We start from the raw sequence: 24,341 nt of genomic DNA, 5'->3' as shown, positions 1-24,341 counted from the left end.
GTGCAGCAGTGTCTGCGTGCCGTACGTGCCCGCGGCGATGACGACCCTGCGCGCCTTGAGCGTCCAGCCACTGCCCCGCCGGATTAATTCAGGGCGGGGCGGAGAATTACACCGGCGACGCGGGGAATATCCAGCACGGAAAAAGCCGGGCCCGGAGTACCGGTATCCCCATTCATACGCCGCTCGTGTTAATGGGAACCGCTCGCCATGTTTACGGCAGGTTGCGAAGTCCTCACCCGCAGCCGGTAGGCCCCGGCCGTTCGGTCGGCGTGGACCGCCGTCAGCGCCTTCGCCCGCTCGGCGTCCCCGCGCGCCACCGCGTCCACGATCGCGCCGTGCTCCGCCCAGCACTCCACCGGCCGGGCCGGGGCCGCCACGGTGTACATCCAGGCGACCTTGTGCCGCATCTGGGTGAGCAGCGTGATCAGCCCCGGGCTGGCGGAGGCCTGCGCCAGGGTCTCGTGGAACCAGCTCCCCAGCGCCCGCAGATCCTCGCCCTGCCCCTGTCTGGCCCGCTCCTGGCCCAGCCTGACCAGCCCGCGCAGCACTTTGAGGTGTCCCTCGGTGCGCCGGCGTGCGGCCCGCGAGGCCGCCAGCGGCTCCAGCAGCATCCGCATCTCCAGCAGGTCGGCCGCCTCCTGCTCGGTGGGCTCGGCCACACAGGCGCCCGCGTGGCGGCGGGTGGTCACGAAGCCCTCGGACTGCAGGGTCCGCAGCGCCTCGCGGACCGGGACGCGCGAGACGCCGTAGCGGCGGGCGAGCACCTCCTCGGTCAGCCTGCCGCCCGGCTCGAACACCCCGGAGACGATGTCGTCGCGGATTGCAGTGCATACCGCGTGCGCGGGAATACGCAAGACCGGACCTCCGCTTGATTCCGACTGCCGGCGAAATGCCGTGACCGTACTGGGATCGTACGGGGACTCTATTGCAACTCGCGGAATTTTCCGAGCGGGGACGGAAATCGGGGGTATTTGCGGCCAGGACGCCGAAGGCCCCGGCTCGGTGAGCCGGGGCCTTCGGGCGGAGCGGTGTGCGTGCGGACGCGTCCGGATCAGAGGTCGACGCCGTGCGAGCGCAGGTACGCGATCGGGTCGATGTCCGAGCCGTACGAGGCGCCGGTGCGGGCTTCGAAGTGCAGGTGCGGGCCGCTGGAGTTGCCGGTGGAGCCCGACAGGCCGATCTGCTGGCCGGGGGTGACCTGCTGGCCGACGGAGACGCTCAGCGAGGCGAGGTGGCCGTACTGCGTGTAGGTGCCGTCGGCGTGCTTGATGACGACGTTGTTGCCGTACGCACCGCCCCAGCCGGCCTCGACGACGGTGCCGAGGCCCACTGCGTGGACCGAGGTGCCGGAGGCGGCGTGGAAGTCGATGCCGGTGTGGCTGCCGGAGGACCACATGCCGCCGCCCGCGCGGTACTGGGTGGAGACGTAGGAGTCGTCGAGCGGGGAGACGAAGGTGTTGAGGCGCTTGCGCTCCTCCTCGCGGGCGGCGCGCTCGGCGGCCTCGCGCTCGGCCTTCGCCTTCTCCTCGGCCTTCTGCTTGGCCTCGGCGGCCCGGGCCTTCGCGTCGGCCTCGGCCTTCTCCTTGGCGGCGGTGGCTTCGGCGGCGGCCTGCTGGGCCTCGGCCTGGGCCTCGACGTCGCCGGCGAGGTCCGCGGCGGTGACGACCGCGTTCAGCCCGGTGTCCTCGGTGGAGGGAGCCTTGTCCGAAGCGGCGAACGCCGGGCCCGCGAGCGTGCCCACGACGCCGGTGGTCGCGAGGGCGGCCACGCCGGCGTAACCGGCGGTCTTGCGGCTCAGACGGCTGGAACCACGGTGCTTGCCGGTAGCGCGGCTGCCAAAGGCCATGGAGAGGCTGATCCTTTCCTTCCTTCTCGCCTACCGGGTTAGCTGACGGGTTCGGAGCAGGAAGGTCTCCTACGGGCCCCTCTGGCGAGGCGGCCCGATTCACCCCAGGGACATGTGGGTCCCCGGCTCCCCAGGCTCACGCCTGACGGGGACTCGGCGATCGCTGCCCGGTGCCGCGGGTGCGGCGCGTACCAACTGACGGACAGCAGGGCCGACGCTAGGCGGATCATCAGTCAATCACCAAATGGTCACGGCCTTTTGTTGCGCACGCCACACCCCATAAGCCGATCTACGGGCTAAACAGACATAAGGGGCTCCGGCGGACAAGCCGCCGAAGCCCCTTGAATCACCCTTCAGTTGCCACGGGCGGGAGCGACGTCAGTTGCTGACGACGGTGACCTCGCCGATCCCGAGCGCCCGCACCGGCTCCTCGATCTGCGCGGCGTCACCCACCAGCACCGTGACCAGGCGGTCCACCGGGAAGGCCTTCACGACCGCCGTGGTCGCCTCCACCGTGCCCGCCGAGGCCAGCTGCGCGTACAACTGCGCCTGGTAGTCGTCCGGAAGCTCCTGCTCCACCTGGTCCGCCAGCGTTCCGGCGACGGCCGCGGCCGTCTCGAACTTCAGCGGGGCCACACCCACCAGGTTCTGCACGGCGACGTCCCGCTCCGCATCGGTCAGGCCGCCCTCGGCGAGGGTGCGCAGCACCTTCCACAGGTCGTCCAGGGCCGGGCCGGTGTTCGGGGTGTCCACCGAGCCGCTGATGGCGAGCATCGAGGCGCCCCGGCCGTCCGCCGTGGAGCGCAGCACCTGACCGAAGGCGCGCACGCCGTAGGTGTAGCCCTTCTCCTCGCGCAGCACCTTGTCCAGGCGCGAGGTGAGGGTGCCGCCCAGGCAGTACGTGCCGAGGACCTGTGCCGCCCACACCGTGTCGTGCCGGTCCGGTCCGATCCGGCCGATGAGCAGCTGCGTCTGCACCGCTCCGGGCCGGTCCACGATGATCACGCGGCCGGTGTCGTCGGCGGTCACCGGCGGCACCTGCAGCGGCCGGCCCGCGGTGCCCGTCCAGGCGCCCAGGGTGTCCGCCAGTACGGCGTCCAGGTCGATGCCGGTCAGGTCGCCGACGACCACCGCGGTGGCGGTGGCGGGGCGCACATGGGCCTCGTAGAAGGCGCGCACGGCCACGGAGTCGATCCGGGCCACCGTCTCCGCGGTGCCCTGGCGCGGACGGGACATCCGCAGGGCGGCGGGGAAGAGCTGGCGGTAGAGCTCCTTGGCCGCGCGGCGCTGCGGGTTGGCCAGCTCGTGCGGGATCTCGTCGAGGCGGTTGCGGACCAGGCGGTCCACCTCGCTGTCGGCGAAGGCGGGCGCCCGCAGGGCCTCGGCGAGCAGGCCCAGGGCCTTCGGCAGGCGGGAGGCGGGGACCTCCAGCGAGACGCGCACGCCCGGGTGGTCGGCGTGCGCGTCGAGGGTGGCGCCGCAGCGCTCCAGCTCGGCCGCGAACTCCTCGGCGGTGTGCTTGTCCGTGCCCTCCGACAGGGCGCGCGCCATGATCGTCGCGACGCCGTCCAGGCCCTCGGGCTCGGCGTCCAACGGGGCGGCGAGATTGACCTCGACGGCCACCACCTGCTGACCCGGCCGGTGGCAGCGCAGCACGGTCAGGCCGTTGGGCAGGGAGCCGCGCTCGGGGGCCGGGAAGGCCCACGGCCGGGGCTGCCCGGCCTGGGGCCGCGGGTGGAAGGTCATCGTGACGGCTGCGGTGTCGCTCACTGCTCCGCCCCCTCGTTCTCGTTCTCGGTCGCGTCGGCGCCTTCGCCGCCTTCGGTGGCGTCGGCCGCGAGGGGCTCGTACACCAGCACCGCGCGGTTGTCGGGGCGCAGCCGGGCCGCGGCGACGGCCTGCACCTCCTCGGCGGTGATGTCGAGGAGCCTCCGGACGGCGGTCAGTGCCAGCTGCGGGTCACCGAACAGCACCGCGAAGCGGCACAGTTCGTCGGCGCGGCCGGACACCGTGCCCAGCCGGTCCAGCCACTCGCGCTCCAGCTGCGCCTGCGCCCGCTCCATCTCCTCGGCGGTCGGGCCCTCGGCGGCGAACCGCGCCAGCTCCTCGTCCACCGCCGCTTCGATGGCCGGCACCTCGACACCGCTGGAGGTCTTCACGTCCAGCCAGCCCAGGGAGGGCGCGCCGGCCAGGCGGAGCATGCCGAAGCCGGCCGCGACGGCCGTCTGGTCGCGGCGTACCAGGCGGTTGTGCAGGCGGGAGGACTCGCCGCCGCCCAGGATGGTCAGGGCCACGTCCGCGGCGTCGCACTCGCGGGTGCCGTCGTGCGGGAGCCGGTAGGCGGCCATCATGGCGCGGGCGGGGACGTCCTCGACGATCTCCTCGCGCAGCTCGGCGCCCATGGTGTCCGGCAGCGTGCCGTCGCGCGGCGGCAGCTTGCCGTCGTGGGAGGGGATGGTGCCGAAGTACTTCTCGACCCAGGCGAGGGTCTGGGCCGGGTCGATGTCGCCGACCACCGACAGCACCGCGTTGTTGGGCGCGTAGTAGGTGCGGAAGAACGCGCGCGCGTCCTCCAGCGAGGCCGCGTCCAGGTCGGCCATCGAGCCGATCGGGGTGTGGTGGTACGGGTGGGGCTCGGGGTAGGCGAGCGCGGTCAGCCGCTCGAAGGCGGTGCCGTAGGGGACGTTGTCGTAGCGCTGGCGGCGCTCGTTCTTGACGACGTCGCGCTGGTTCTCCATGGACTCGTCGTCCAGGGCGGTCAGCAGCGAGCCCATCCGGTCCGCCTCCAGCCAGAGCGCGAGCTCCAGCTGGTGGGCCGGCATGGTCTCGAAGTAGTTGGTGCGCTCGAAGCTCGTCGTGCCGTTCAGGGAGCCGCCCGCACCCTGGACCATCTCGAAGTGGCCGTTGCCGGGTACGCTCGCGGAGCCCTGGAACATCAGGTGCTCGAAGAGGTGAGCCAGGCCGGTACGTCCCTTGACTTCGTGGCGCGAGCCGACGTCGTACCAGAGGCAGACCGCGGCGACCGGGGTCAAGTGATCCTCGGACAGCACCACGCGCAGGCCGTTGGCCAGCCGGTGTTCCGTTGCTGTCAGGCCTCCGGAGCCGGCCTGTTCTGTGGCCGTGTGACCCATGGGCATGTGGTCCCTTCGATCGCGATGCAGAGATTTCCGTCAGACCTGCCACTGTATGCAAGCGCGTCGGGCACCGGAGAAGTTCCCGGCGCGAGGCCTGGGTCGGAGTCGGGCCTGTCGGTGCCTCGGGCCACAATGGTCGCGAAGAACCACGTCAGTCCCTGTCACGAGACCCGTCCGACCCAGCCAGACCACCAGCACACATCTTTCTTGGTTAAGGAGCCGCGCAGCGATGGCCCGCCGCAGCACGAAGACCCCGCCGCCGGAGGATTTCGAGGAGAACATCCTCGACATCGACGTCGTCGACGAAATGCAGGGCTCCTTCCTCGAGTACGCGTACTCGGTGATCTACTCCCGTGCCCTGCCCGACGCCCGGGACGGCATGAAGCCGGTCCACCGGCGCATCGTCTACCAGATGAACGAGATGGGCCTGCGCCCCGACCGCGGCTACGTGAAGTGCGCCCGCGTCGTCGGCGAGGTCATGGGCAAGCTGCACCCGCACGGCGACGCGTCGATCTACGACGCGCTCGTGCGCATGGCGCAGCCCTTCTCCATGCGGCTCCCGCTGGTCGACGGCCACGGCAACTTCGGTTCGCTGGGCAACGACGACCCGCCGGCCGCCATGCGCTACACCGAGTGCCGCATGGCGGACGCCACGTCGCTGATGACGGAGTCGATCGACGAGGACACCGTCGACTTCACCGCCAACTACGACGGCCAGGAGCGGGAGCCGGTCGCGCTCCCCGCCGCGTACCCCAACCTGCTGGTCAACGGCGCCTCCGGGATCGCGGTCGGCATGGCGACCAACATGCCCCCGCACAACCTGGGCGAGGTCATCGCCGCCGCCCGCCACCTGATCCGCTACCCGCACGCGGACCTGGAGGCGCTGATGCGCTTCGTGCCGGGTCCGGACCTCCCCACCGGCGGCAAGATCGTGGGCCTGTCGGGGATCAAGGACGCCTACGAGAAGGGCCGCGGCACCTTCAAGATCCGCGCGACGGTGGCGGTGGAGGACGTCTCCGCGCGCCGCAAGGGCCTGGTCGTCACCGAACTGCCCTTCACGGTCGGCCCCGAGAAGGTCGTCGCGAAGATCAAGGACCTGGTCGGCTCGAAGAAGCTCCAGGGCATCGCCGACGTCAAGGACCTCACCGACCGCGCCCACGGCCTGCGCCTGGTCATCGAGATCAAGAACGGCTTCCACCCGGAGGCCGTCCTGGAGCAGCTCTACAAGCTGACGCCGATGGAGGAGTCCTTCGGCATCAACAACGTCGCCCTGGTCGACGGCCAGCCGCTGACGCTGGGCCTGAAGGAGCTGCTGGAGGTCTACCTCGACCACCGCTTCGACGTCGTGCGTCGGCGCAGCGAGTTCCGCCGCGGCAAGCGCCGCGACCGGCTGCACCTGGTCGAGGGCCTCCTGGTGGCCCTCCTCGACATCGACGAGGTCATCCGGCTCATCCGGGACAGCGACAACTCGGCCCAGGCGAAGGAGCGGCTCATGGAGCGCTTCTCGCTGAGCGAGGTCCAGACCCAGTACATCCTGGACACCCCGCTGCGCCGCCTGACACGCTTCGACCGGATCGAGCTGGAGTCGGAGCGCGACCGCCTGACCGCCGAGATCGAGGAGCTGACCCGGATCCTGGACTCCGACGCCGAGCTGCGCAAGCTGGTCTCCTCGGAACTGGCCGCGGTCGCGAAGAAGTTCGGCACCGAGCGTCGTACGGTCCTGCTGGAGTCCGCGGGCACCTCGATCGCGGCGGTGCCGCTGGAGGTCGCGGACGACCCCTGCCGCGTCCTGCTGTCCTCGACGGGCCTCCTGGCGCGGACGGCCACCGGCGACCCGGTGGTGGTGGAGGAGGGCGCCGCCCGTTCCAAGCACGACCTGATCGTCTCGCAGGTGGCGGCCACGGCCCGCGGAGACGTCGGGGCGGTCACCTCCCACGGGCGGCTGCTGCGGCTGTCGGTGATCGACCTGCCGCAGCTGCCGGACACGCACGCCGCCCCGAACCTGGCCGGCGGTGCCCCGCTGGCGGAGTTCCTGTCCGGCCTGGCGGCCGACGAGAAGGTGGTCTGCCTGACCACCCTGGACGAGTCCTCGCAGGGCCTGGCGCTCGGCACCGAGCAGGGCGTGGTCAAGCGGGTCGTGCCCGACTACCCGGCCAACAAGGACGAGCTGGAGGTCATCACCCTCAAGGAGGGCGACCGCATCGTCGGCGCGGTCGAGCTGCGCACGGGCGAGGAGGACCTGGTCTTCATCACCGACGACGCCCAGCTGCTGCGCTACCCGGCGGGCCAGGTGCGCCCGCAGGGCCGCCCGGCCGGCGGCATGGCGGGCATCAAGCTCTCCGCCGGCGCCAAGGTGATCCACTTCTCGGCGGTGGACCCCGCGCGGGACGCCCTGGTGCTCACGGTGGCCGGATCGCACGACACCCTGGACGGATCGGTCCGGTCCGGGAAACTGACCCCGTTCGACCAGTTCCCGCGCAAGGGACGCGCCACCGGCGGCGTCCGCTGCCAGCGGTTCCTGAAGGGCGAGGAGCTGCTGACGCTGGCATGGGCCGGCAACGGACCGGTCCGCGCCGCGGCGGCGAACGGCACTCCGGCCGATCTGCCGGCCGTGGACCCGCGCCGCGACGGCTCGGGGGCCGCGCTGCCCGCGTCGGTCGCCGTGCTGGCGGGCTCCGCGCTGTAGCGCGTACGACGGCGTCCGGGTGGTACGACCGGGGGGACGTACCACCCGAATGCCGACTAGTGTTTTCCCCGTGGCGCCGGTGGGGGGAGAACACAGCTGATGGGTCGTCGGTCGGGCGGATTGATCGGGGATTGGGCCGAGGCCCAGCGCCGGCAGCACCACACGCTGATGGTGCAGCAGCGTGAGGCGGAGCGGCGGCAGCGTGCGTACGAGCGCGACCAGGCCCGTAGTCGCCGGGAGCAGCAGGCCGCCTACCGGCAGTACCGCGAGGCCGAGGCCCGGCGCCGCACCGAGCTGATCGAGGCGGAGGTCGCCCGCCTGCAGGGCCTGTTGGCCGCGGGCTGCCGGACACCGGCCTTCCGGATGACGACGCTCCGGCGCTCCGAGCAGCTCGCCCCCTTCGACCCGGGCGCGCTGGCCCAGCCCGTGCCGATGCCGCAGCTCCAGCAGTTCCAGCAGCAGAGCGGCTGGACGATCGGCTCCCACCGGCGGGCCCAGGCCGAACGCGAGGCCCACGCCCGGTACACGGAGGCCTGGCAGGCCGCCCACGCCGCGGAGACCCGCCGCCGGCAGCAGCTGGAAGCGCACCGGCAGCAGTACGACCGGTGGGCCGCCGAGCAGCTGGCCGCGGTCCGGCAGCACAACAGCGGGCTCGCCGAAGTGGCCGGGGCGCTGCGGGCCGGGGACGCCGAGGCGGCGGTGGAGTACTTCTCGGCCGCCCTGTACGCCTCCACCGCCTGGCCCGAGGAACTGCCCCGACAGGTGGCCGCCGCGTACGACCCCGCGGTCCGGCAGCTGGTGCTGGACTGGGAACTGCCGCGGTTCGCCGTGGTGCCGGAGGCCAAGTCGGTCCGGTACCTGCCGGGCACCGACCAGGACAAGGAGACGGCGCGGCCCGCCACGCAGCGCCGGGCCCTGTACCGGGACGTGCTGGCGCAGTGCGTGCTGCTGGTGCTGCGCGAGGTGTACGCGGCGGACGAGTTCGGCGTGCTGGAGTCGGTGGTGGTCAACGGCTTCGTGGACGATCACGATCCGGTGACCGGCCGGGAGGCGCGGATCGTGCTGGCGGCGGTGTCGGCGGCGCGCGGCGACTTCTCGGGTCTGCGCCTGGAGCAGGTCAGTGCGGTCGACTGCCTGGTGGAGGGCCTGCGGGGGCAGCTCTCGGCGCGCCCCGACCAGCTGACGGCCGTACGGCCGGGGCGCCGGCCGGCCGAGGTCGGAGCGGTGGTCACCCACGGTGGAGCCGCGGGTGCGGGCACCGGCGGGGAGGACGAGCCGGACCTGTTCACCATGGACCCGATCGCCTTCGAGGAACTGGTGGCCGAACTCTTCCGGGCGATGGGCATGGAGGCCGTGACCACGCAGCGGTCCAACGACGGCGGGGTCGACGTGGAGGCGCTGGACCCGGCGCCGATCCGGGGCGGGCGGATCGTGGTGCAGGTCAAGCGCTACCGGAACACGGTGCCGCCGACGGCCGTGCGTGATCTGTACGGCACGGTCCAGGACAAGGGGGCGAACAAGGGGGTTCTGGTCACCACCGCGTCCTTCGGGCCCGGGTCGTACACCTTTGCCAACGGCAAGCCGCTGGAACTGGTTCCCGGTACGGAGCTGGTGGCCCTGCTGCACCAGTACGGGCTGCGGGGACGCCTCGGCCCGGCAGGCGGCGCGGACGGCGGCGTCCCCGCGCAGCGGGCCGCCCGGTCCACAGCCGCACCCGCAACCGGACCCGCAGACGCGTCGGCAGGCCCGCCCGTGCCTGCGCCCGCCGCCCCTCCCTCGGGCCCGGACGGCGACCACAACGTGCTGGGCATGTCCTGGACCGGCTCGGTCGCGCTGGACGTGTGCGCGCTGGTCTGCCACGGCGGCCGGGTGCTCAGCGAGGACCACTTCGTCTTCTTCAACAATCCGCGGACCCCCGACGGTTCGGTGCGGGCCCGCGCGCACGCGGCACCCGACAAAGCCGCCCTGGAGGTCTCCTTCGAGGCGCTGCCGCAGCCCGCGGACCGGCTGGTCCTCGTCGCCGCCGTCGACCCGGAGGCCGATCCGCACGCCGACCTGGCCGGCTTCACCGACGCCCGGATCCGGCTGCTCGCCGCCGACGGCACGGAGCTCGGCCGACTGGAGGTCTCCGACGGCCGCCCGGGCGAAACCGCCCTGGTCCTCGGCTCTTTCCGGCGCCGCGCCAACGGCGACTGGGACTTCGTGGCGGGCGGCAAGGGCTACCGCGGCGGCCTGGCGGCCCTGCTGGGCGAGCACGGCGTCGACGTCGCCTGAACCGGGGTCGGTCGCCGACGCTCAGACCTCCGCGGGTCGCCAGGTCCCGAACCTGGGATCGTGCTCCTCGCCGGAGCCGGAGCCGGTGCAGGTGCCGGTGCCGGTGCCGGTGCCGTCCGCATCCTCGACGGGGTCGTCGGTCCCGCCCTCGGCCGTCCCTGCCCGGGTGTGGTCGTCCTCGTGGTCGTCCTCGTGCTCGTCCCCGTCCTCGACCTCGGCCTCGGTCCGCGGCGGCCGGGCGACGTACCGCAGGACGCCCCACATGGCCTCCGGGCCCGCGTCCTGCGGCGACGGCTCGCGGCAGGACTCCAGCCCCCGCAGCAGGGCGGGGCCGTCGGTGCCGGACCCGATGAGGACGAGCCGGGTCAGCCGCGGTTCGTCCCGACCCCAGGGGCCCGGGGCGAAGCGGAGGAACCGGCCGACCGCGTGGACCTCGTAGCGCTCCTCGTGGCCGGGCACGCCGAAGTGGACGAAGCCCTTGATGCGGTAGAGCCCGGCCGGGCGGCTGTCGAGGAAGTCGATGAACCGCCGCGGGCTCAGGGCCTGCTCGGACACGAACTCCGTGCTCTGGTACAGCGTGTGGGCGTGGCCGCAGTGGCCCGTGCACCCGCCGGCGTGGGCCGTGCCGGCGTCGTGATCCGTGCCGGCGCCGGGTCGTGTGTCCCGGGCCTCCGCGATGAGGTCCTCGAAGGACAGCTGGCCACGCGTCTCGGTCCACGGGCGGCGGTCGAAGAGCAGCTCCGGGTCGATGCGGCCGTGGTCTGCGGTGACGACGGGGACGCCGGGGCACAGGGCAGCCAGTTCCGCCTCGATCCGGGCGCGCTCGGCCTCGTCGACCCGGTCGGTCTTGTTCAGCACCACCAGGTCCGCGGCCGCCAGGTGGCGGTCGGTCTCCGGGTGGCGGGACCGGGTTCCGTCGAACTCGGCCGCGTCCACCACCTCCACCAGGCCTCCGTACCTGATCGCCGGATTCTCGCTGGCCACCAGCATCCGGATCATCTCCTGGGGCTCGGCCAGCCCGCTCGCCTCGATGACGATCACATCGATGCGGTGGACGGGCGCGGAGAGCTTCTCCAGGTAGGCGTCGAGCTCACTGCCGTCGACGGCGCAGCACAGGCAGCCACCGCCGAGGGAGACCATCGAGTCGCCGACCTGGCCGGCGACCGACATCGCGTCGATCTCGATGGACCCGAAGTCGTTGACGACGACGCCGATCCGGGTGCCGCCGCGGTTGGCCAGGAGGTGGTTGAGCAGGGTCGTCTTGCCGGACCCCAGGAATCCGGCGAGGACGACGACGGGGATGGGCGTGACGGACCGGTCGGGCTGGCTGCTGTTCACCAGGCGATCGTACTCAGACCGGCGGCGGAACCGGCTGGGGCGGCGGCGGCCCGACGTAGCGGGCGGCCGGACGGATGATTTTCGAGTCGGCGGCCTGCTCCAGGACGTTCGCGCTCCAGCCGACCACGCGCGCCGCGCAGAACGTCGGGGTGAACATCTCGCGCGGCAGGCCGCACAGCTCCATGACCACGCCGGCGTAGAACTCGACGTTCGTGTGGAGTTCCCGGCCCGGCTTGAGCTCGGCGAGGATCGCCTCCACCTGCCGCTCGACCTCCACCGCGAGGTCCACGAGGGGCCCGCCGAACCGTAGCGCGATGCCGCGCAGCATCCGTGAGCGCGGGTCCTCGGTGCGGTACACCGGGTGGCCGAATCCCATGATCCGGTCCCCCGCGAGCACCCGCTCGCGGATCCAGGGGTCTATGCGGTCGGCCGTCCCGATGGCGTCCAGGGTGTCCAGGGCCCGGCTGGGGGCACCCCCGTGCAGCGGCCCGGAGAGGGCGCCGATCGCGCCGGTGAGGCAGGCCGCGACGTCGGCGCCGGTGGAGGCGATGACGCGGGCGGTGAAGGTCGAGGCGTTGAAGCCGTGGTCGACGGTGGAGATCAGGTACTGCTCGACCGCCCGCACCTTCACGGGGTCCGGCTCCCGGCCCGTGAGCATGTAGAGGTAGTTCGCGGCGTACGGGAGGTCGTCGCGCGGCTCGACCGGTTCCAGCCCCTGCCCGAGCCGGTGCAGGGCAGTGAGCAGGGTCGGTACGGCGGCGCAGGCGGCGAGGGCGTCCGCGGCCCGCCGCTCGGGGTCGAGGTCGTACACCGGCCGGAAGCCGACGGAGGCGCCGAGCAGGGACAGCGCGGTCCGCAGACCGGCGAGCGGGCCGGAGGGTGCGGTGGCCCCGGCGAGGGCGGGCAGGGCGTCACGGACCTCGGCGGGCAGCCGGCGCAGCGGGGCCGTCTCGGCGGCGAAGGCGGCCCGCTCGGCGGCGTCCGCGGGCAGGGTCCCGCGGAACATCAGGTGCCAGACGTCCTCGAAGCTGCGGCGTTCGGCGAGCTCGACGGCCGAGTACTGGCGGTAGTGGTAGAAGCCCTCGCGGCCGCGGACGTCACCGAGTCCGGTCTCGGTGACCACGACGCCGGCGAGTCCGCGGGGCACATCAACGGTCGTATCCATGGCATGACCATCCATGATGGATTGAATCCTTGTCAATGTTGATCGGATCAATATGTATACCCTGGCGTCATGGACGATCAGGCGCACGCCGAACGACGGCTCACCACCCGGCAGGCGGCGGAGCTGTTGGGCGTGAAGCCCGCGACCGTGTACGCGTACGTCAGCCGCGGCCAGCTCACCAGCCGCCGCGACGCCGTGGGCCGCGGCAGCACCTTCGACGCGGCCGAGGTGGAGGCCCTGGCGCGGCGCAGCAGGCGCGAGGCCGCAGCAGCTGCGGGCGGGGAGCTCGCCCTCCGTACCTCGCTCACGCTCATCGAGCCCGACCGGTACTGGTTCCGCGGCGTGGACGCAGTCGAGCTGGCCTCGCGGTACTGCTACGAGGAGGTCGCGGAGTGGCTCTGGACGGGGTCCCTCCCGCGCGGGGCCCGCTTCACGGCTCCCGGCGGACAACTCGCGGCCGCCCGGCACGCCGTGGCCGCGCTGCCCGAGCACGCGGGGCCGATCGACCGGCTGAGGGTGGCCACCGCCGCGGCCGCGGTGGCCGACCCGCTGCGCTTCGACCTGTCGGCGGAGGCCGTGCTCGGCTCCGCCCGCTGCCTGATCCCGACGCTGGTCGGCGCCCTGCCGGTGATCGGACGAGAGCCCGGTGCCCCGCAGGCGGCGCCGGACGGGGAGCGGACCGGCGCCCCGGACGGCGGGCTGTTGGCGCAGCGGCTGTGGCCCCGGCTGACCGGCCGGGAGCCGGACCCGGCGGCTCTGGACACCCTCGACCTGGCCCTCGCCCTGCTCATCGACCACGACCTGGCCGCCTCCACCCTGGCCGTACGGGTCGCGGCCTCGGCGCGGGCCCATCCGTACGCGGCGGTGTCGGCGGGACTGGGCGTCCTCGAAGGACCGCTGCACGGCGCGGCCGGGCGGCTCGCCCACCGGACGCTGGCCGAGGTACTGGAGCGGGGCGCGGCCGCACCCGTCGTCGCCGACCACTTGCGGGCGGGCCGACGCGTCCCCGGCCTCGGCCACCGGCTGTACGAGGGTGAGGACCCCCGGGCCACGGCCCTGTTCGCCCGGCTGGAGGGCGTGCCGGCGGCCGGGCCAGCGCTGGCGGCCGCCCGGGAGCTGGTCGCGACCACGGCCGCGCGGCAGGACGGGCTGCACGCCAACGTCGACCTGGCCCTGGCGGTGCTCACGGTGTCCTGCGGCATGTCTGCGGAGGCCGGGGAGACCGTGTTCGCCGTGGCCCGGACCGCGGGCTGGATGGCCCATGCCCTGGAGGAGTACCAGGAGCGGCCGCTGCGCATGCGGCCGAGCGGGCAGTACCAGGGCCCCCGACCGCCACAGCCGATGCCCTGACGGGTCGGCGCCCCGGTCCTGCGTGTCAGGCGGGCTGGCGGCCGGGTGGGGTGGACCACAGCCGGCGTCCGACCCGGGGGGATCCATTCCCCTTGTGTCGAAGCCGACCTACCGTTGCTGGTCATGCGGTTCATGCGGTTCCTCTCCCTGAGCACTCGGCGCATCGGGCTGCCCAGACGGGCCGTCTCGCAGATCCTGCTCACCCAGCTGGCGATCGCCGCCGGCGTCGCCGTGCTGGCCACCAGGCTCTTCCTGGCCCCGCTCGGCGCACAGCTCGACGACCAGGCCATGCGGCGGGCCCTGGCCATCGCCCAGAGCGCCGCCGCCGACCCGTCCGTGTCGGCCGGCCTGCTGGAGTCCGGGCCCGCCGCGGACGGCCCGGTGCAGGCCGCGGCCGAGCGGATCCGCCGGGCCACGGGTGCCGAGTACGTGGTCGTCATGGACCTCGACGGGATCCGCCGCTCCCATCCCTCCCCCGACCGGATCGGCCTGACCGTCTCCACCGACCCGAGCGACGCCCTCGCCGGCCGCGAGGTCATGGAGATCGACGAGGGAACCCTGGGCCGCACCGCCCGCGGCAAGGTCCCGCTGGTCGCCGCCGACGGCGAGATCGTCGGCGCCGTCTCCGTCGGCATCGCCTACGACAGCGTCCGGGACCGGCTGCTCGGCGCCATCCCCGGCCTGCTGGCGTATGCGGGGGGCGCCTTGGCCGCGGGCGCCCTCGCCGCCTACCTGCTGTCCCGCCGGATCCAGCGGCAGACCCGCGACCTGGCCTTCTCCGATATCGCCGGACTTCTCGCCGAGCGCGAGGCCATGCTGCACTCCATCCGCGAGGGAGTGATCGCCCTGGACCATGCCGGCCGGATCCGGCTGGTCAACGACGAGGCCGCCCGCCTGCTGGGCCTCGCGCCGGACGGCGCCGGCACGCTGGCCGGCAGCCCGCTGGACGAGGTGCTCGGCGAGGGCCGCACCGCCGATGTCCTCACCGGCCGCGTCACGGGCCGGGACCTCCTCACCGTCCAGGGCTCCCGGGTCCTCGTCGCCAACCGGATGCCCACCGCGGACGGCGGCGCCGTGGCCACCCTGCGCGACCGCACCGAGCTCGAGCACCTGCGCCGCGAGCTCGACTCCACCCAGGGCCTGATCGACGCCCTCCGCGCACAGGACCACGAGCACGCCAACCGGCTCCACACCCTCCTCGGCCTGCTGGAGCTCGGCCTGCACGAGGAGGCGGTGGAGTTCGTGGCCGAGGTCGTCGGCGGCCACCGCAGCACCGCCGAACAGGTCACCGAGAAGGTCCGCGACCCGCTCCTGGCCGCCCTCCTGGTGGGCAAGGCGACCGTCGCGGCCGAGCGTGGCGTCCCCCTGCGCCTCGCCGCCGCCACGTTCCTGCCGGACCGCCTCGTCGACCCCGGCGGCCTCGTCACCATCACCGGCAACCTCGTGGACAACGCCATGGACGCCGCGGTCGGCTCGGCCGCGCCCCTGGTGGAGGTCGAGCTGCGCTGCGAGGGCCGTACGGCGATCCTCCTCGTACGCGACAGCGGACCCGGCGTCCCGGCCGCCCGCCGCGAGGAGATCTTCACCGAGGGCTGGTCGACCAAACAGCCCGCGGCCCACCGCGAACGCGGCCTGGGGCTGGCCCTGGTACGCCGCCTCGCGGAGCGGCAGGGTGGCACGGCCCGGGCCGGCGAAGCAGCGGACGGAGGGGCGGAGTTCTCCGTCGTACTCCCGGAGGCCCTGAGATGAGCGAGTCCCCGATCCACGTATTGGTCGTCGACGACGACATGCGTGTTGCCCTAGTCAACGCGGCGTACGTGGCGAAGGTTCCCGGGTTCCGCGTCACGGCCCGGGTCCATTCCGCGGCCGAGGCGCTGGACTTCCTCGCCTCCCACCCGGTGGACCTGATCCTCCTGGACCACTACCTCCCCGACGGCAGCGGCCTGGACCTCGTCCGGCGGCTGCGCCAGCTCGGCCACCGCACCGACGTCATCATGGTGACCGCCGCGCGCGACCTGGCCACCGTCCAGGCCGCGATGCGCCTCGGCGCCCTCCAGTACCTGGTCAAGCCGTTCACCTTCGCCGGCCTGCGGACCCGGCTGGAGGCGTACGGGTCCCTGCGCCGCACCCTGGACACCGGCGGCGAGGCCGAACAGGCCGAGGTGGACCGGCTCTTCGGCGCCCTGGCCGCGGCGGGATCCCCCAACGAGCTGCCCAAGGGGCACTCCCCGACGACCGCGGAACTGGTCCGCCGCGTCCTCCGCTCCGCCGGGGGCCCCCTGTCGACGCAGCAGATCGCCGATCGGGCCGGCATCAGCCGCCAGACCGCCCAGCGCTACCTCAAACTCCTGGACCGCACGGGCCGGGTCACCCTGGCCCTGCGCTACGGCGAAACGGGCCGCCCGGAACACCTCTACTCATGGCTGCCGTCCGACGGCCCGTAGCCCCCTCCCGGCGATCCGCCCGTCCGCACCGCTCCCCGCGCCGAGCTCAGACGGCTCCCGCACCGGTCAAGGAGCGGACCTCCGTCTCCGCGTGCCGGGCCGCGTCCGGCTCCTCGCCGGAGGTGACCGTGCCCACCCAGCCCGCCAGGAAGCCGAGCGGGATCGAGACCAGGCCGGGGTTCTGCAGCGGGAAGAGCTGGAAGTCCACCCCTGGGAAGAGGGAGTCCGGACTGCCGGACACCACCGGCGAAAAGATCACCAGCAGCACCGCCGGGACCAGCCCCCCGTACACCGACCAGACGGCACCGCGCGTGGTGAAGCCGCGCCAGAACAGCGAGTACAGCAGCACCGGCAGGTTCGCCGAGGCCGCCACCGCGAAGGCGAGCCCGACCAGGAACGCCACGTTCAGGTCCTGGGCCAGCAGACCGAGGGCGATCGCCACGGCCCCGATCCCGACGGCAGCGGCCTTGGCCACGGCGACCTCGCTGCGCTGCCGCGCACGGCGACGCCGGAGCGAGGCGTACAGGTCGTGTGCGACCGAGGCCGAGGAAGCGAGGGTGATCCCGGCGACCACGGCCAGGATGGTGGCGAAGGCGATCGCCGCCACGAGCGCGAACAGCACCGCGCCGCCGGTGGAGTCGGCTCCGCCACCCAGGTGCGCCGCGAGGAGCGGCACCGCCGTGTTCCCGGAGGCGTTGGAAGCCCGCACCTCGTCCGGGCCGACCAGCGCGGCCGCGCCGAAGCCGAGCACGATGGTCATCAGGTAGAAGCCGCCGATCAGGGCGATCGCCCACACCACCGAGCGGCGGGCGGCCCGCGCCGTCGGCACCGTGTAGAAGCGCGACAGGATGTGCGGGAGCCCGGCCGTGCCGAGGACCAGCGCCAGGCCGAGGCTCACGAAGTCGAAGCGGGCGGTCCAGTCGCCGCCGTACTTGAGCCCGGGGCCGAGGAACCGCAGGCCGTGCCCACTGCGTTCGGCGGCGCTGGTCAGCAGCAGGTCGACGTTGCCGTGGAAGCGGACCAGGACGAGCAGGGTGAGGGTGACGGCCCCGCCCATGAGCAGGACGGCCTTCACGATCTGGATCCAGGTGGTGGCCCGCATGCCGCCGAAGGACACGTAGACCACCATGAGCGCCCCGACGGCGACCACGGTGAGCGTACGGGTGGCGGTGCCCGAGTCCCCGAGCAGCAGCCCCACGAGGCTGCCCGCGCCGACCATCTGCGCGACGAGGTAGAGCACCGAGACGGTGACCGACGAGGTGCCGGCGGCGATCCGGACGGGCCGCTCGCGCATTCGCGCGGCGACGACGTCGGCGAGGGTGAAGCGGCCGCAGTTGCGGACCAGTTCGGCGACCAGGAACAGGACGACGAGCCAGGCGACGAGGAAGCCCACCGAGTACAGCAGGCCGTCGTACCCGAACAGGGCGATGAGGCCGGAGATCCCGAGGAAGGAGGCGGCGGACATGTAGTCGCCGGCGATGGCGAAACCGTTCTCCAGCGGGGAGAACAGTCGCCCGCCCGCGTAGAACTCCTCGGCCGAGCCGTGGCGGTTGCGACTGACCCATGTGGTGATGCCCAGGGTGACCGCGATGAAGAGGCTGAACAGGATCAGCGCGAGGCTCTGGTGCTCGGTGGTCACCGGCCGGCCTCCCGGCTCCGGTTCCGGGCCCGCGCCTGGTACCGGTTCTGTTCGAAGACCGTCCACCGCAGATCCAGCGCCGCCCGGTCCCTGCGCCTGCGCGCGTGCCCGGCGTACGCCCAGGTCAGCAGGAAGGTGCTGAGGAACTGTCCGAGCCCCGCCAGCAGGGCCACGTTGACCGCGCCGGCGACGGGCCGGGCCATGAAGCCGGGCGCCGCCGTCGCCGCGACGACGTACGCGACGTACCAGAGGAGGAATCCGGCGGTCGCCGGGACGACGAACCCCCGGTAGCGGCTGCGGACCTCCTGGAAGGCGGCGCTGCGCTGCACCTCGAGGTAGATGCTGTCGGATGCGTCTGGCTCGGGCCCGCCGGAGCCTGCGGGCCTCCGCGGCGGTGTGTCCTCGTGCCCGCTTTCGCCCTCGCCCCAGCCGACGGCGAGCGCGTCGTACCAGGGGTCGTCGAGCCGGATCGTTCCGGCGTCGGGACCTTCGTGCTTGTCCACCGAACTCTCCTTGTCCGCTACCGCATGGGCGGCACGGCCACAAGGATGAGTGGAATGGGTGGTTTCTGGACTGGTGTACCGGTGCTCTTCACTCCAACAGGTGATGAACCGGGAATTCCGGGGCGGCGATGAAACACCGGAGGGCGTGCCGGCGGGACCCAACGGAAGCCGTCGCGGCAGAAAGCGACGCGACGGAGGCCGTCGGGCCGGAAACCGACGGGGCGGAAACCGGCACCGGGTTCCGTGCCGGCCGCCGCCCCGAGCGGTCAGGCGTCGATGCGCGAGCGGTCCAGGGTCGCGGCGGAGCTGGTGATGAACTCCTTGCGCGGGGCCACCTCATTGCCCATCAGCAGGTCGAAGACCTGCTCGGCCGCCTCCAGGTCGCCGATGTTGATGCGGCGCAGCGTGCGGTGGCGGGGGTCCATGGTCGTCTCGGCCAGCTGGTCCGCGTCCATCTCGCCCAGACCCTTGTAGCGCTGGATCGATTCCTTGTAGCGGATGTTCTTCCGCTGGAATTCCAGCAGGGTCTGGCGCAGTTCGTTGTCGGAATACGTGTAGACGTACTTGTCCTGGCCCTTCTTGGGCTGGACGAGTTCGATCCGGTGCAAGGGCGGAACGGCTGCGAAGACCCGGCCCGCCTCGACCATCGGCCGCATGTACCGCTGGAAGAGCGTCAGCAGCAGGCAGCGGATGTGCGCGCCGTCCACATCGGCGTCCACGAGCAGGACGATCTTCCCGTACCGCGCGGCGTCGATGTCGAAGGTCCGGCCCGAACCGGCCCCTATGACCTGGATGATCGCGCCGCACTCCGCGTTCTTCAGCATGTCCGAGACCGAGGACTTCTGAACGTTCAGAATCTTGCCGCGGATCGGCAGCAGGGCCTGGAATTCGGAATTCCGAGCCAGCTTGGCGGTACCGAGGGCGGAGTCGCCCTCGACGATGAAGAGCTCGCTGCGCTCGACGTCGTCACTGCGGCAGTCGGCCAGCTTGGCGGGCAGCGAGGACGTCTCCAGCGCCGTCTTCCGCCGCTGCGCCTCCTTGTGCTGGCGGGCCGCGATACGGGTCCGGGCCGCCGCGACGATCTTTTCCAGCACGGCGCGGGCCTGCTGCTTGTCATCGCGCTTGGTGGAGGTCAGGAAGGCCTTGAGTTCCTTGGAGACGACGGCGGCGACGATCCTGGCCGCCGCCGAGGTGCCCAGCACCTCCTTGGTCTGGCCCTCGAACTGCGGCTCGGCCAGCCGGACGGTGACGACCGCGGTCAGGCCCTCCATCGCGTCGTCCTTGACGACGTCGTCCTCGGCGACGCGCAGCAGCTTCGCCGACCGCAGCACCTCGTTCACGGTCTTGGTGACCGAGCGCTCGAAGCCGGTGACGTGCGTGCCGCCCTTGGGCGTGGCGATGATGTTGACGAAGGACTTGAGGCTGGTCTCGTAGCCGGTGCCCCAGCGCAGGGCGATGTCCACGCCGAGCTCGCGGGTGACCTCGGTGGGGGTCATGTGGCCGCGGTCGTCGAGGACGGGGACGGTCTCCTTGAAGGTGCCCTGGCCGGTCAGGCGCAGTACGTCACAGACGGCCTTGTCCTGGGCGAGGTAGTCGCAGAACTCGCTGATGCCCCCGTCGAAACGGAAGACCTCCTCGGTCTTGCCTGCGCCGTCGATGCCGCGCTCGTCGCGGACGATGAGGGTCAGGCCGGGGACGAGGAAGGCGGTCTGGCGGGCACGCTGGTGGAGGGTCTCCAGGGAGAGCCGCGCGTCCTTGAGGAAGATCTGCCGGTCGGCCCAGTAGCGGACCCGGGTGCCGGTCTTGCCCTTGGTGATCCGCTTGATCTTGCGCAGGCCGTTGGCCGGGTCGAAGGGGCTGTCCGGCCCCTGCTCGGTGAAGACCCCGGGGACGCCGCGACGGAAGCTGATCGCGTGCGTGGAGCTGCCGCGGTCGACCTCGACGTCGAGACGGGAGGAGAGCGCGTTGACCACGGAGGCGCCGACGCCGTGCAGACCGCCGGAGGCCGCGTACGACCCGCCGCCGAACTTGCCGCCTGCGTGCAGCTTGGTCATGACGACCTCGACGCCGGACAGCCCGGTCTTGGGCTCGACGTCGACGGGGATGCCGCGGCCGTTGTCGCGGACCTCGACGGAGGCGTCGTCGTGGAGGATCACCTCGATGTGGTCGCAGTAGCCGCCAAGGGCCTCGTCCACGGCGTTGTCGATGATCTCCCACAGGCAGTGCATGAGGCCGCGGCTGTCGGTGGACCCGATGTACATACCGGGGCGCTTGCGGACGGCCTCGAGGCCTTCGAGGACGAGCAGGTGCCGCGCGGTGTAGTTGGAGCCGTCCCGGTCTGCTCCGGACAGCAGCGCACTGGAAGGCACGGACGTGTCGGCGGTCACGCAGTTCGCTCCTCGCTGAATTTCTGTTCTGGCCCGTCGGGGGCGCAGGGTGGCTCGGTTGCCCGTCGAAGGGTACCGAGGCCTGGTAGAGCCGATGCAACGCCACCCTCGCGTGGGATCAGCGTAGTGCAGATCCGCACGGGTGTTCGATCCCCCGAGGGGGTGAAGCAAACATCACGTTCCCTTCCACGCATGAACCATTTAGGGTTCGGGCACGTCCTCATGCACAACCGGCACTCACGCCGGGGAGGACGACTGCGACAGACGAACTGCGACAAGCGAACGACTGACAACGCGAAACCGTAAAGCAACGCAATACGGCTCCTTCGCCGCCAACCGGCAGCAGCCGGCCAGCTCGGAAGGAAGTTTCGAGGAAAGCCGCGAGCGGGAACGTTTTCGGCCTGGTTGGATGTTGACCCTGGTACGACAGCTCGTCGAGCTGAGAGAAGAGGCGACGTGACTACTGTTCTGACACCCGCGACCCCGCTGACGGCCGCCGACCGATGCGACCGTTGCGGCGCCCAGGCATATCTGCGCGTCGTCCTGCTGAGCGGTGGTGAACTGCTCTTCTGCGCCCACCACGGACGTAAGTTCGAGCCGGAACTCAAGAAGATCGCCGCGGAAATACAGGATGAGACCGAGCGGCTGACGTCCGCTCCGGCGGCGCCCGCCGACACCGAGGACCGCTGACACAGCCCTGCACCTCGCATCCGACGAGCCAGGACCGGCCAGGCCGGTCGACGGGCGGCACTTCTGAGATCCAGAAGTGCCGCCCGTCCTCACATCCGCGGCCCTTCCGGCGCGCCGGGCGCCCGGTGGCGCCCGTGGCGCGCGTGACCGAAAACAGCTGTTGAGAGAACGCCCGGCGCCCCCGCCGGGGCCCTTGAGGTCACAGCGGCGCGGCGAGCCGCGTCACGCATTCGCTCGGAATGCCCCGTAGGAGCCTTTGCCGCGGGTGCCTGGCGCCTTGCACTCCCCCACCCGATGTCTTGGCCGGCCGCCCGGTGCCGGGCCGCCTCGGGGGCGGTCACGAAGTCCGCGAAGGCGGCGATACGCGTGTAGACGCCCGGACTGTCCGCCCGGCCGCAGCCCCGCCCCCACGACACCACGCCGATGAGCCGCCCCCGGGCGACGAGCGGACCCCCGCTGTCGCCCTGGCAGGCGTCCCTGCCCCCGGCGCGGTGGCCCGCGCAGATCATGCTCCCCGGCCGGTACTGGCCGTCCGCGTCCCCCGGGTAGGCGCGCAGGCACACGGAGTCCGACAGGACGGTCACCCGCGCGGCCCGGAGCCCGTACGCGTAGTCACCGAATCCGCTGGTGTCGCCCCATCCGTAGACGACGGCCTCACTGCCCTCGGCGTAGCCCGGATCCCCCTCGTCGGCCAGGGGCAACACCGACCGTGCGGGCACGGCTTCGTCGAGTTCCAGGACGGCCAGGTCGCCGGCGTTGGTGTGGGGGTCGTAGTCCGGGTTCACCCGGGCCGCGCGCACCGTGATCTCCCGGCCTTCGACCGCCCGCAGCTCCGTGCGCCCGGTGATCACCCGGAGGTCGGGGGTGGCGTCGACCGGACCGCCGAGCACCTCGCGGCTCAGGCAATGGGCCGCGGTGACCACCCGGCTCGGGGCCACCAGGACACCTCCGCAGAACTGACCGGCCCGCATACCTCCGAACCGGTCACGGCTGGCCACGGCCACCACCCAGGGGCTCTCGGCCACTTTCACCGGCCTGCCACCGATCACCACACTGTCCGCGGCGGCCTGGGGCGCCCGGGCCAGCGGCGCCGCGGCCGCCCCTGCCGCCAGGGCCAGCGCCCCCGCCAGAGCACGGGAAAAGGGTCGACGCATCGGGCCTCCTGACTCTGAGTGTGGATTACTCCACCCAGAGTGGGATGCCCGGTGGCGGTGCGCACCCGCGCCCGGCCGCTCCCGGTGACCCCGCCGTACGTGCCGGGCCCGGCCCGGCACGTCGGCCCGGCTGCTGTCGGACCGGGGTGCTGTCAGTCCAGGTAGTCGCGCAGCACCTGGGACCGGGACGGGTGGCGCAGCTTGGACATGGTCTTCGACTCGATCTGGCGGATGCGCTCGCGCGTGACGCCGTAGACCTTGCCGATCTCGTCAAGGGTCTTGGGCTGGCCGTCGGTGAGGCCGAAGCGCATGGAGACGACGCCGGCCTCGCGCTCGCTGAGGGTGTCGAGGACCGAGTGCAGCTGCTCCTGGAGGAGCGTGAAGCTGACCGCGTCGGCCGGGACGACCGCCTCGGAGTCCTCGATGAGGTCACCGAACTCGCTGTCGCCGTCCTCGCCGAGCGGGGTGTGCAGGGAAATCGGCTCGCGGCCGTACTTCTGGACCTCGATGACCTTCTCCGGGGTCATGTCGAGCTCCTTGGCCAGTTCCTCCGGGGTGGGCTCGCGGCCCAGGTCCTGGAGCATCTGCCGCTGCACGCGGGCGAGCTTGTTGATCACCTCGACCATGTGGACGGGGATGCGGATCGTGCGCGCCTGGTCGGCCATGGCACGCGTGATCGCCTGCCGGATCCACCAGGTCGCGTAGGTGGAGAACTTGTAGCCCTTGGTGTAGTCGAACTTCTCGACGGCGCGGATCAGGCCCAGGTTCCCCTCCTGGATCAGGTCCAGGAAGAGCATGCCGCGGCCGGTGTAGCGCTTGGCGAGGGAGACCACGAGGCGGAGGTTGGCCTCCAGGAGGTGGTTCTTGGCCCGGCGGCCGTCCTCGGCGATGATCTCCAGCTCGCGCTTGAGCTTGGGCGCGAGCTTGTCCGAGGTGGCCAGCTTGTCCTCGGCGAACAGGCCCGCCTCGATCCGCTTGGCGAGCTCGACCTCCTGCTCGGCGTTGAGCAGCGGGACCTTGCCGATCTGCTTGAGGTAGTCCTTGACCGGGTCGGCGGTGGCGCCGGCCACGGCGACCTGCTGGGCCGGAGCGTCGTCCTCGTCGTCGGAGATGACGAAGCCCTTGCTCTCGCCGCTCTCCTCGTCCTCTTCGACGTCGCCCTTGACCTCGGCGGGGCCCTCTTCGAGGAGGTCTTCCTCGGCGATCTCGTCGGTGTCCTTCTTCGCGGCCGTCTTCTTCGCGGCGGTCTTCTTCGCGGCGGGTGCGGCCTTCTTGGCCGCGGTCTTCTTCGCCGCCGTCTTCCTGGCCGCCGTCTTCTTCGCGGCGGGCTCGGCTGCGGGCTCCTGCGCCAGCGCGTCCGTGGGCTCCGGGTCCGCCGTTTCGGCCGCCGGTGCCGCGGCGGCGACGGTCCGCGCAGCCGTCGTCTTCGTCGCGGCGGTCTTCGTGGCCGCCCGCTTGGCCGGGGTCTTCGCTGCGACGCTCTTGCGGGTGGTGCGCTTGGGCGACTCCGCGGCACTGACCATCAGCGTCACACCCTCTTCCTCGAGGATCTGGTTGAGGCTGCGCAGAACATTCTTCCACTGGGTCGCAGGAATCTGGTCAGCCTCGAAGGCCCGACGCACGTCATCGCCGGCGATCTGCCCCTCGGCCTTGCCCCGCTCGATGAGCGCCATCACGGACTCGGATTCGGCGATCTCCGGCGGGAGCGTACGGGATGTGCTGGCCGACACG

General features: G+C 72.2%; 16 protein-coding genes, 1 pseudogene and 1 riboswitch. Of the genes and pseudogenes, 6 read left to right on the top strand and 11 right to left on the bottom strand.

Annotated elements, in window-relative coordinates:
• Positions 1–188: 188 nt before the first annotated feature.
• The 4 genes from ACFV7Q_RS20775 to ACFV7Q_RS20760 all read right to left on the bottom strand — a co-directional run bounded on the left by ACFV7Q_RS20775 (position 189) and on the right by ACFV7Q_RS20760 (position 4,977).
• Positions 189–854, bottom strand: coding sequence for a GntR family transcriptional regulator (locus ACFV7Q_RS20775; protein ID WP_385430357.1), 666 nt, complete (start codon positions 852–854; stop codon positions 189–191).
• Between the two features lie 197 nt (positions 855–1,051).
• The gene (locus ACFV7Q_RS20770; protein ID WP_385430355.1) at positions 1,052–1,846 is read right to left on the bottom strand and encodes a M23 family metallopeptidase; all 795 of its coding nucleotides are present in this window, start codon (positions 1,844–1,846) and stop codon (positions 1,052–1,054) included.
• A gap of 13 nt (positions 1,847–1,859) precedes the next feature.
• A riboswitch (cyclic di-AMP (ydaO/yuaA leader) is annotated at positions 1,860–2,015 on the bottom strand.
• 209 nt (positions 2,016–2,224) lie between these two features.
• Complete coding sequence (locus ACFV7Q_RS20765; protein ID WP_385430359.1) at positions 2,225–3,592, bottom strand: M16 family metallopeptidase; 1,368 nt, start codon at positions 3,590–3,592, stop codon at positions 2,225–2,227.
• A 20-nt stretch (positions 3,593–3,612) separates the two neighbouring features.
• On the bottom strand, positions 3,613–4,977 hold the full coding sequence (locus ACFV7Q_RS20760; RefSeq protein WP_385430353.1) for a M16 family metallopeptidase: 1,365 nt from the start codon (positions 4,975–4,977) through the stop codon (positions 3,613–3,615).
• A 232-nt stretch (positions 4,978–5,209) separates the two neighbouring features.
• Here ACFV7Q_RS20760 and ACFV7Q_RS20755 point away from each other — a divergent pair, with 232 nt between their 5' ends.
• Both ACFV7Q_RS20755 and ACFV7Q_RS20750 read left to right on the top strand, forming a co-directional pair.
• On the top strand, positions 5,210–7,666 hold the full coding sequence (locus ACFV7Q_RS20755) for a DNA topoisomerase (ATP-hydrolyzing) subunit A (RefSeq protein ID WP_385430351.1): 2,457 nt from the start codon (positions 5,210–5,212) through the stop codon (positions 7,664–7,666).
• A 99-nt stretch (positions 7,667–7,765) separates the two neighbouring features.
• Positions 7,766–9,940: a restriction endonuclease gene (locus ACFV7Q_RS20750; RefSeq protein WP_385430349.1), complete on the top strand. Its 2,175-nt coding sequence runs from the start codon at positions 7,766–7,768 to the stop codon at positions 9,938–9,940.
• Positions 9,941–9,961: 21 nt separating this feature from the next.
• Here ACFV7Q_RS20750 and ACFV7Q_RS20745 read toward each other — a convergent pair whose 3' ends face one another.
• Together ACFV7Q_RS20745 and ACFV7Q_RS20740 are read right to left on the bottom strand one after the other, a co-directional pair.
• Positions 9,962–11,278 (bottom strand): CobW family GTP-binding protein, encoded by a 1,317-nt coding sequence (locus ACFV7Q_RS20745; protein WP_385430347.1) that lies wholly within the window; start codon positions 11,276–11,278, stop codon positions 9,962–9,964.
• A gap of 13 nt (positions 11,279–11,291) precedes the next feature.
• Complete coding sequence (locus ACFV7Q_RS20740; RefSeq protein ID WP_385430345.1) at positions 11,292–12,443, bottom strand: citrate synthase/methylcitrate synthase; 1,152 nt, start codon at positions 12,441–12,443, stop codon at positions 11,292–11,294.
• Positions 12,444–12,512: 69 nt separating this feature from the next.
• Between ACFV7Q_RS20740 and ACFV7Q_RS20735 the strand changes: the two genes are divergently transcribed.
• From ACFV7Q_RS20735 to ACFV7Q_RS20725, 3 genes are all read left to right on the top strand, one after another.
• The gene (locus ACFV7Q_RS20735; protein WP_385430343.1) at positions 12,513–13,793 is read left to right on the top strand and encodes a citrate synthase; all 1,281 of its coding nucleotides are present in this window, start codon (positions 12,513–12,515) and stop codon (positions 13,791–13,793) included.
• Between the two features lie 123 nt (positions 13,794–13,916).
• Entirely contained in the window at positions 13,917–15,542 is a 1,626-nt protein-coding gene (locus tag ACFV7Q_RS20730; protein ID WP_385430341.1) for an ATP-binding protein, read from the top strand.
• Positions 15,539–16,237: a response regulator gene (locus ACFV7Q_RS20725; RefSeq protein ID WP_385430340.1), complete on the top strand. Its 699-nt coding sequence runs from the start codon at positions 15,539–15,541 to the stop codon at positions 16,235–16,237. Before ACFV7Q_RS20730 ends, ACFV7Q_RS20725 begins: the two co-directional genes overlap by 4 nt.
• Positions 16,238–16,283: 46 nt before the next feature.
• On the opposite strand, the gene ACFV7Q_RS20720 is transcribed toward ACFV7Q_RS20725, so the two are convergent.
• The 3 genes from ACFV7Q_RS20720 to ACFV7Q_RS20710 form a co-directional block, all read right to left on the bottom strand.
• The gene (locus ACFV7Q_RS20720; protein ID WP_385430338.1) at positions 16,284–17,876 is read right to left on the bottom strand and encodes a cation acetate symporter; all 1,593 of its coding nucleotides are present in this window, start codon (positions 17,874–17,876) and stop codon (positions 16,284–16,286) included.
• Positions 17,873–18,379 (bottom strand): DUF485 domain-containing protein, encoded by a 507-nt coding sequence (locus ACFV7Q_RS20715; RefSeq protein WP_385430337.1) that lies wholly within the window; start codon positions 18,377–18,379, stop codon positions 17,873–17,875. Before ACFV7Q_RS20715 ends, ACFV7Q_RS20720 begins: the two co-directional genes overlap by 4 nt.
• 266 nt (positions 18,380–18,645) lie before the next feature.
• Positions 18,646–20,766, bottom strand: coding sequence for a type IIA DNA topoisomerase subunit B (locus tag ACFV7Q_RS20710; protein ID WP_385430336.1), 2,121 nt, complete (start codon positions 20,764–20,766; stop codon positions 18,646–18,648).
• Between the two features lie 456 nt (positions 20,767–21,222).
• Between ACFV7Q_RS20710 and ACFV7Q_RS20705 the strand changes: the two genes are divergently transcribed.
• Positions 21,223–21,456: a hypothetical protein gene (locus ACFV7Q_RS20705; protein WP_385430334.1), complete on the top strand. Its 234-nt coding sequence runs from the start codon at positions 21,223–21,225 to the stop codon at positions 21,454–21,456.
• Positions 21,457–21,809: 353 nt separating this feature from the next.
• On the opposite strand, the pseudogene ACFV7Q_RS20700 reads toward ACFV7Q_RS20705, so the two are convergent.
• Both ACFV7Q_RS20700 and ACFV7Q_RS20695 read right to left on the bottom strand, forming a co-directional pair.
• A pseudogene (locus ACFV7Q_RS20700) lies at positions 21,810–22,610 on the bottom strand (S1 family peptidase); the annotation flags it as partial.
• A 152-nt stretch (positions 22,611–22,762) separates the two neighbouring features.
• Positions 22,763–24,340, bottom strand: a complete 1,578-nt coding sequence (locus tag ACFV7Q_RS20695) for an RNA polymerase sigma factor (RefSeq protein ID WP_385430332.1) — start codon at positions 24,338–24,340, stop codon at positions 22,763–22,765.
• Between the last annotated feature and the right edge of the window lies 1 nt (position 24,341).

The sequence above is a fragment of the Streptomyces sp. NPDC059851 genome, from assembly GCF_042732005.1.
Taxonomy (GTDB): domain Bacteria; phylum Actinomycetota; class Actinomycetes; order Streptomycetales; family Streptomycetaceae; genus Streptomyces.
This window is presented reverse-complemented; position numbering and strand designations above follow the sequence as displayed.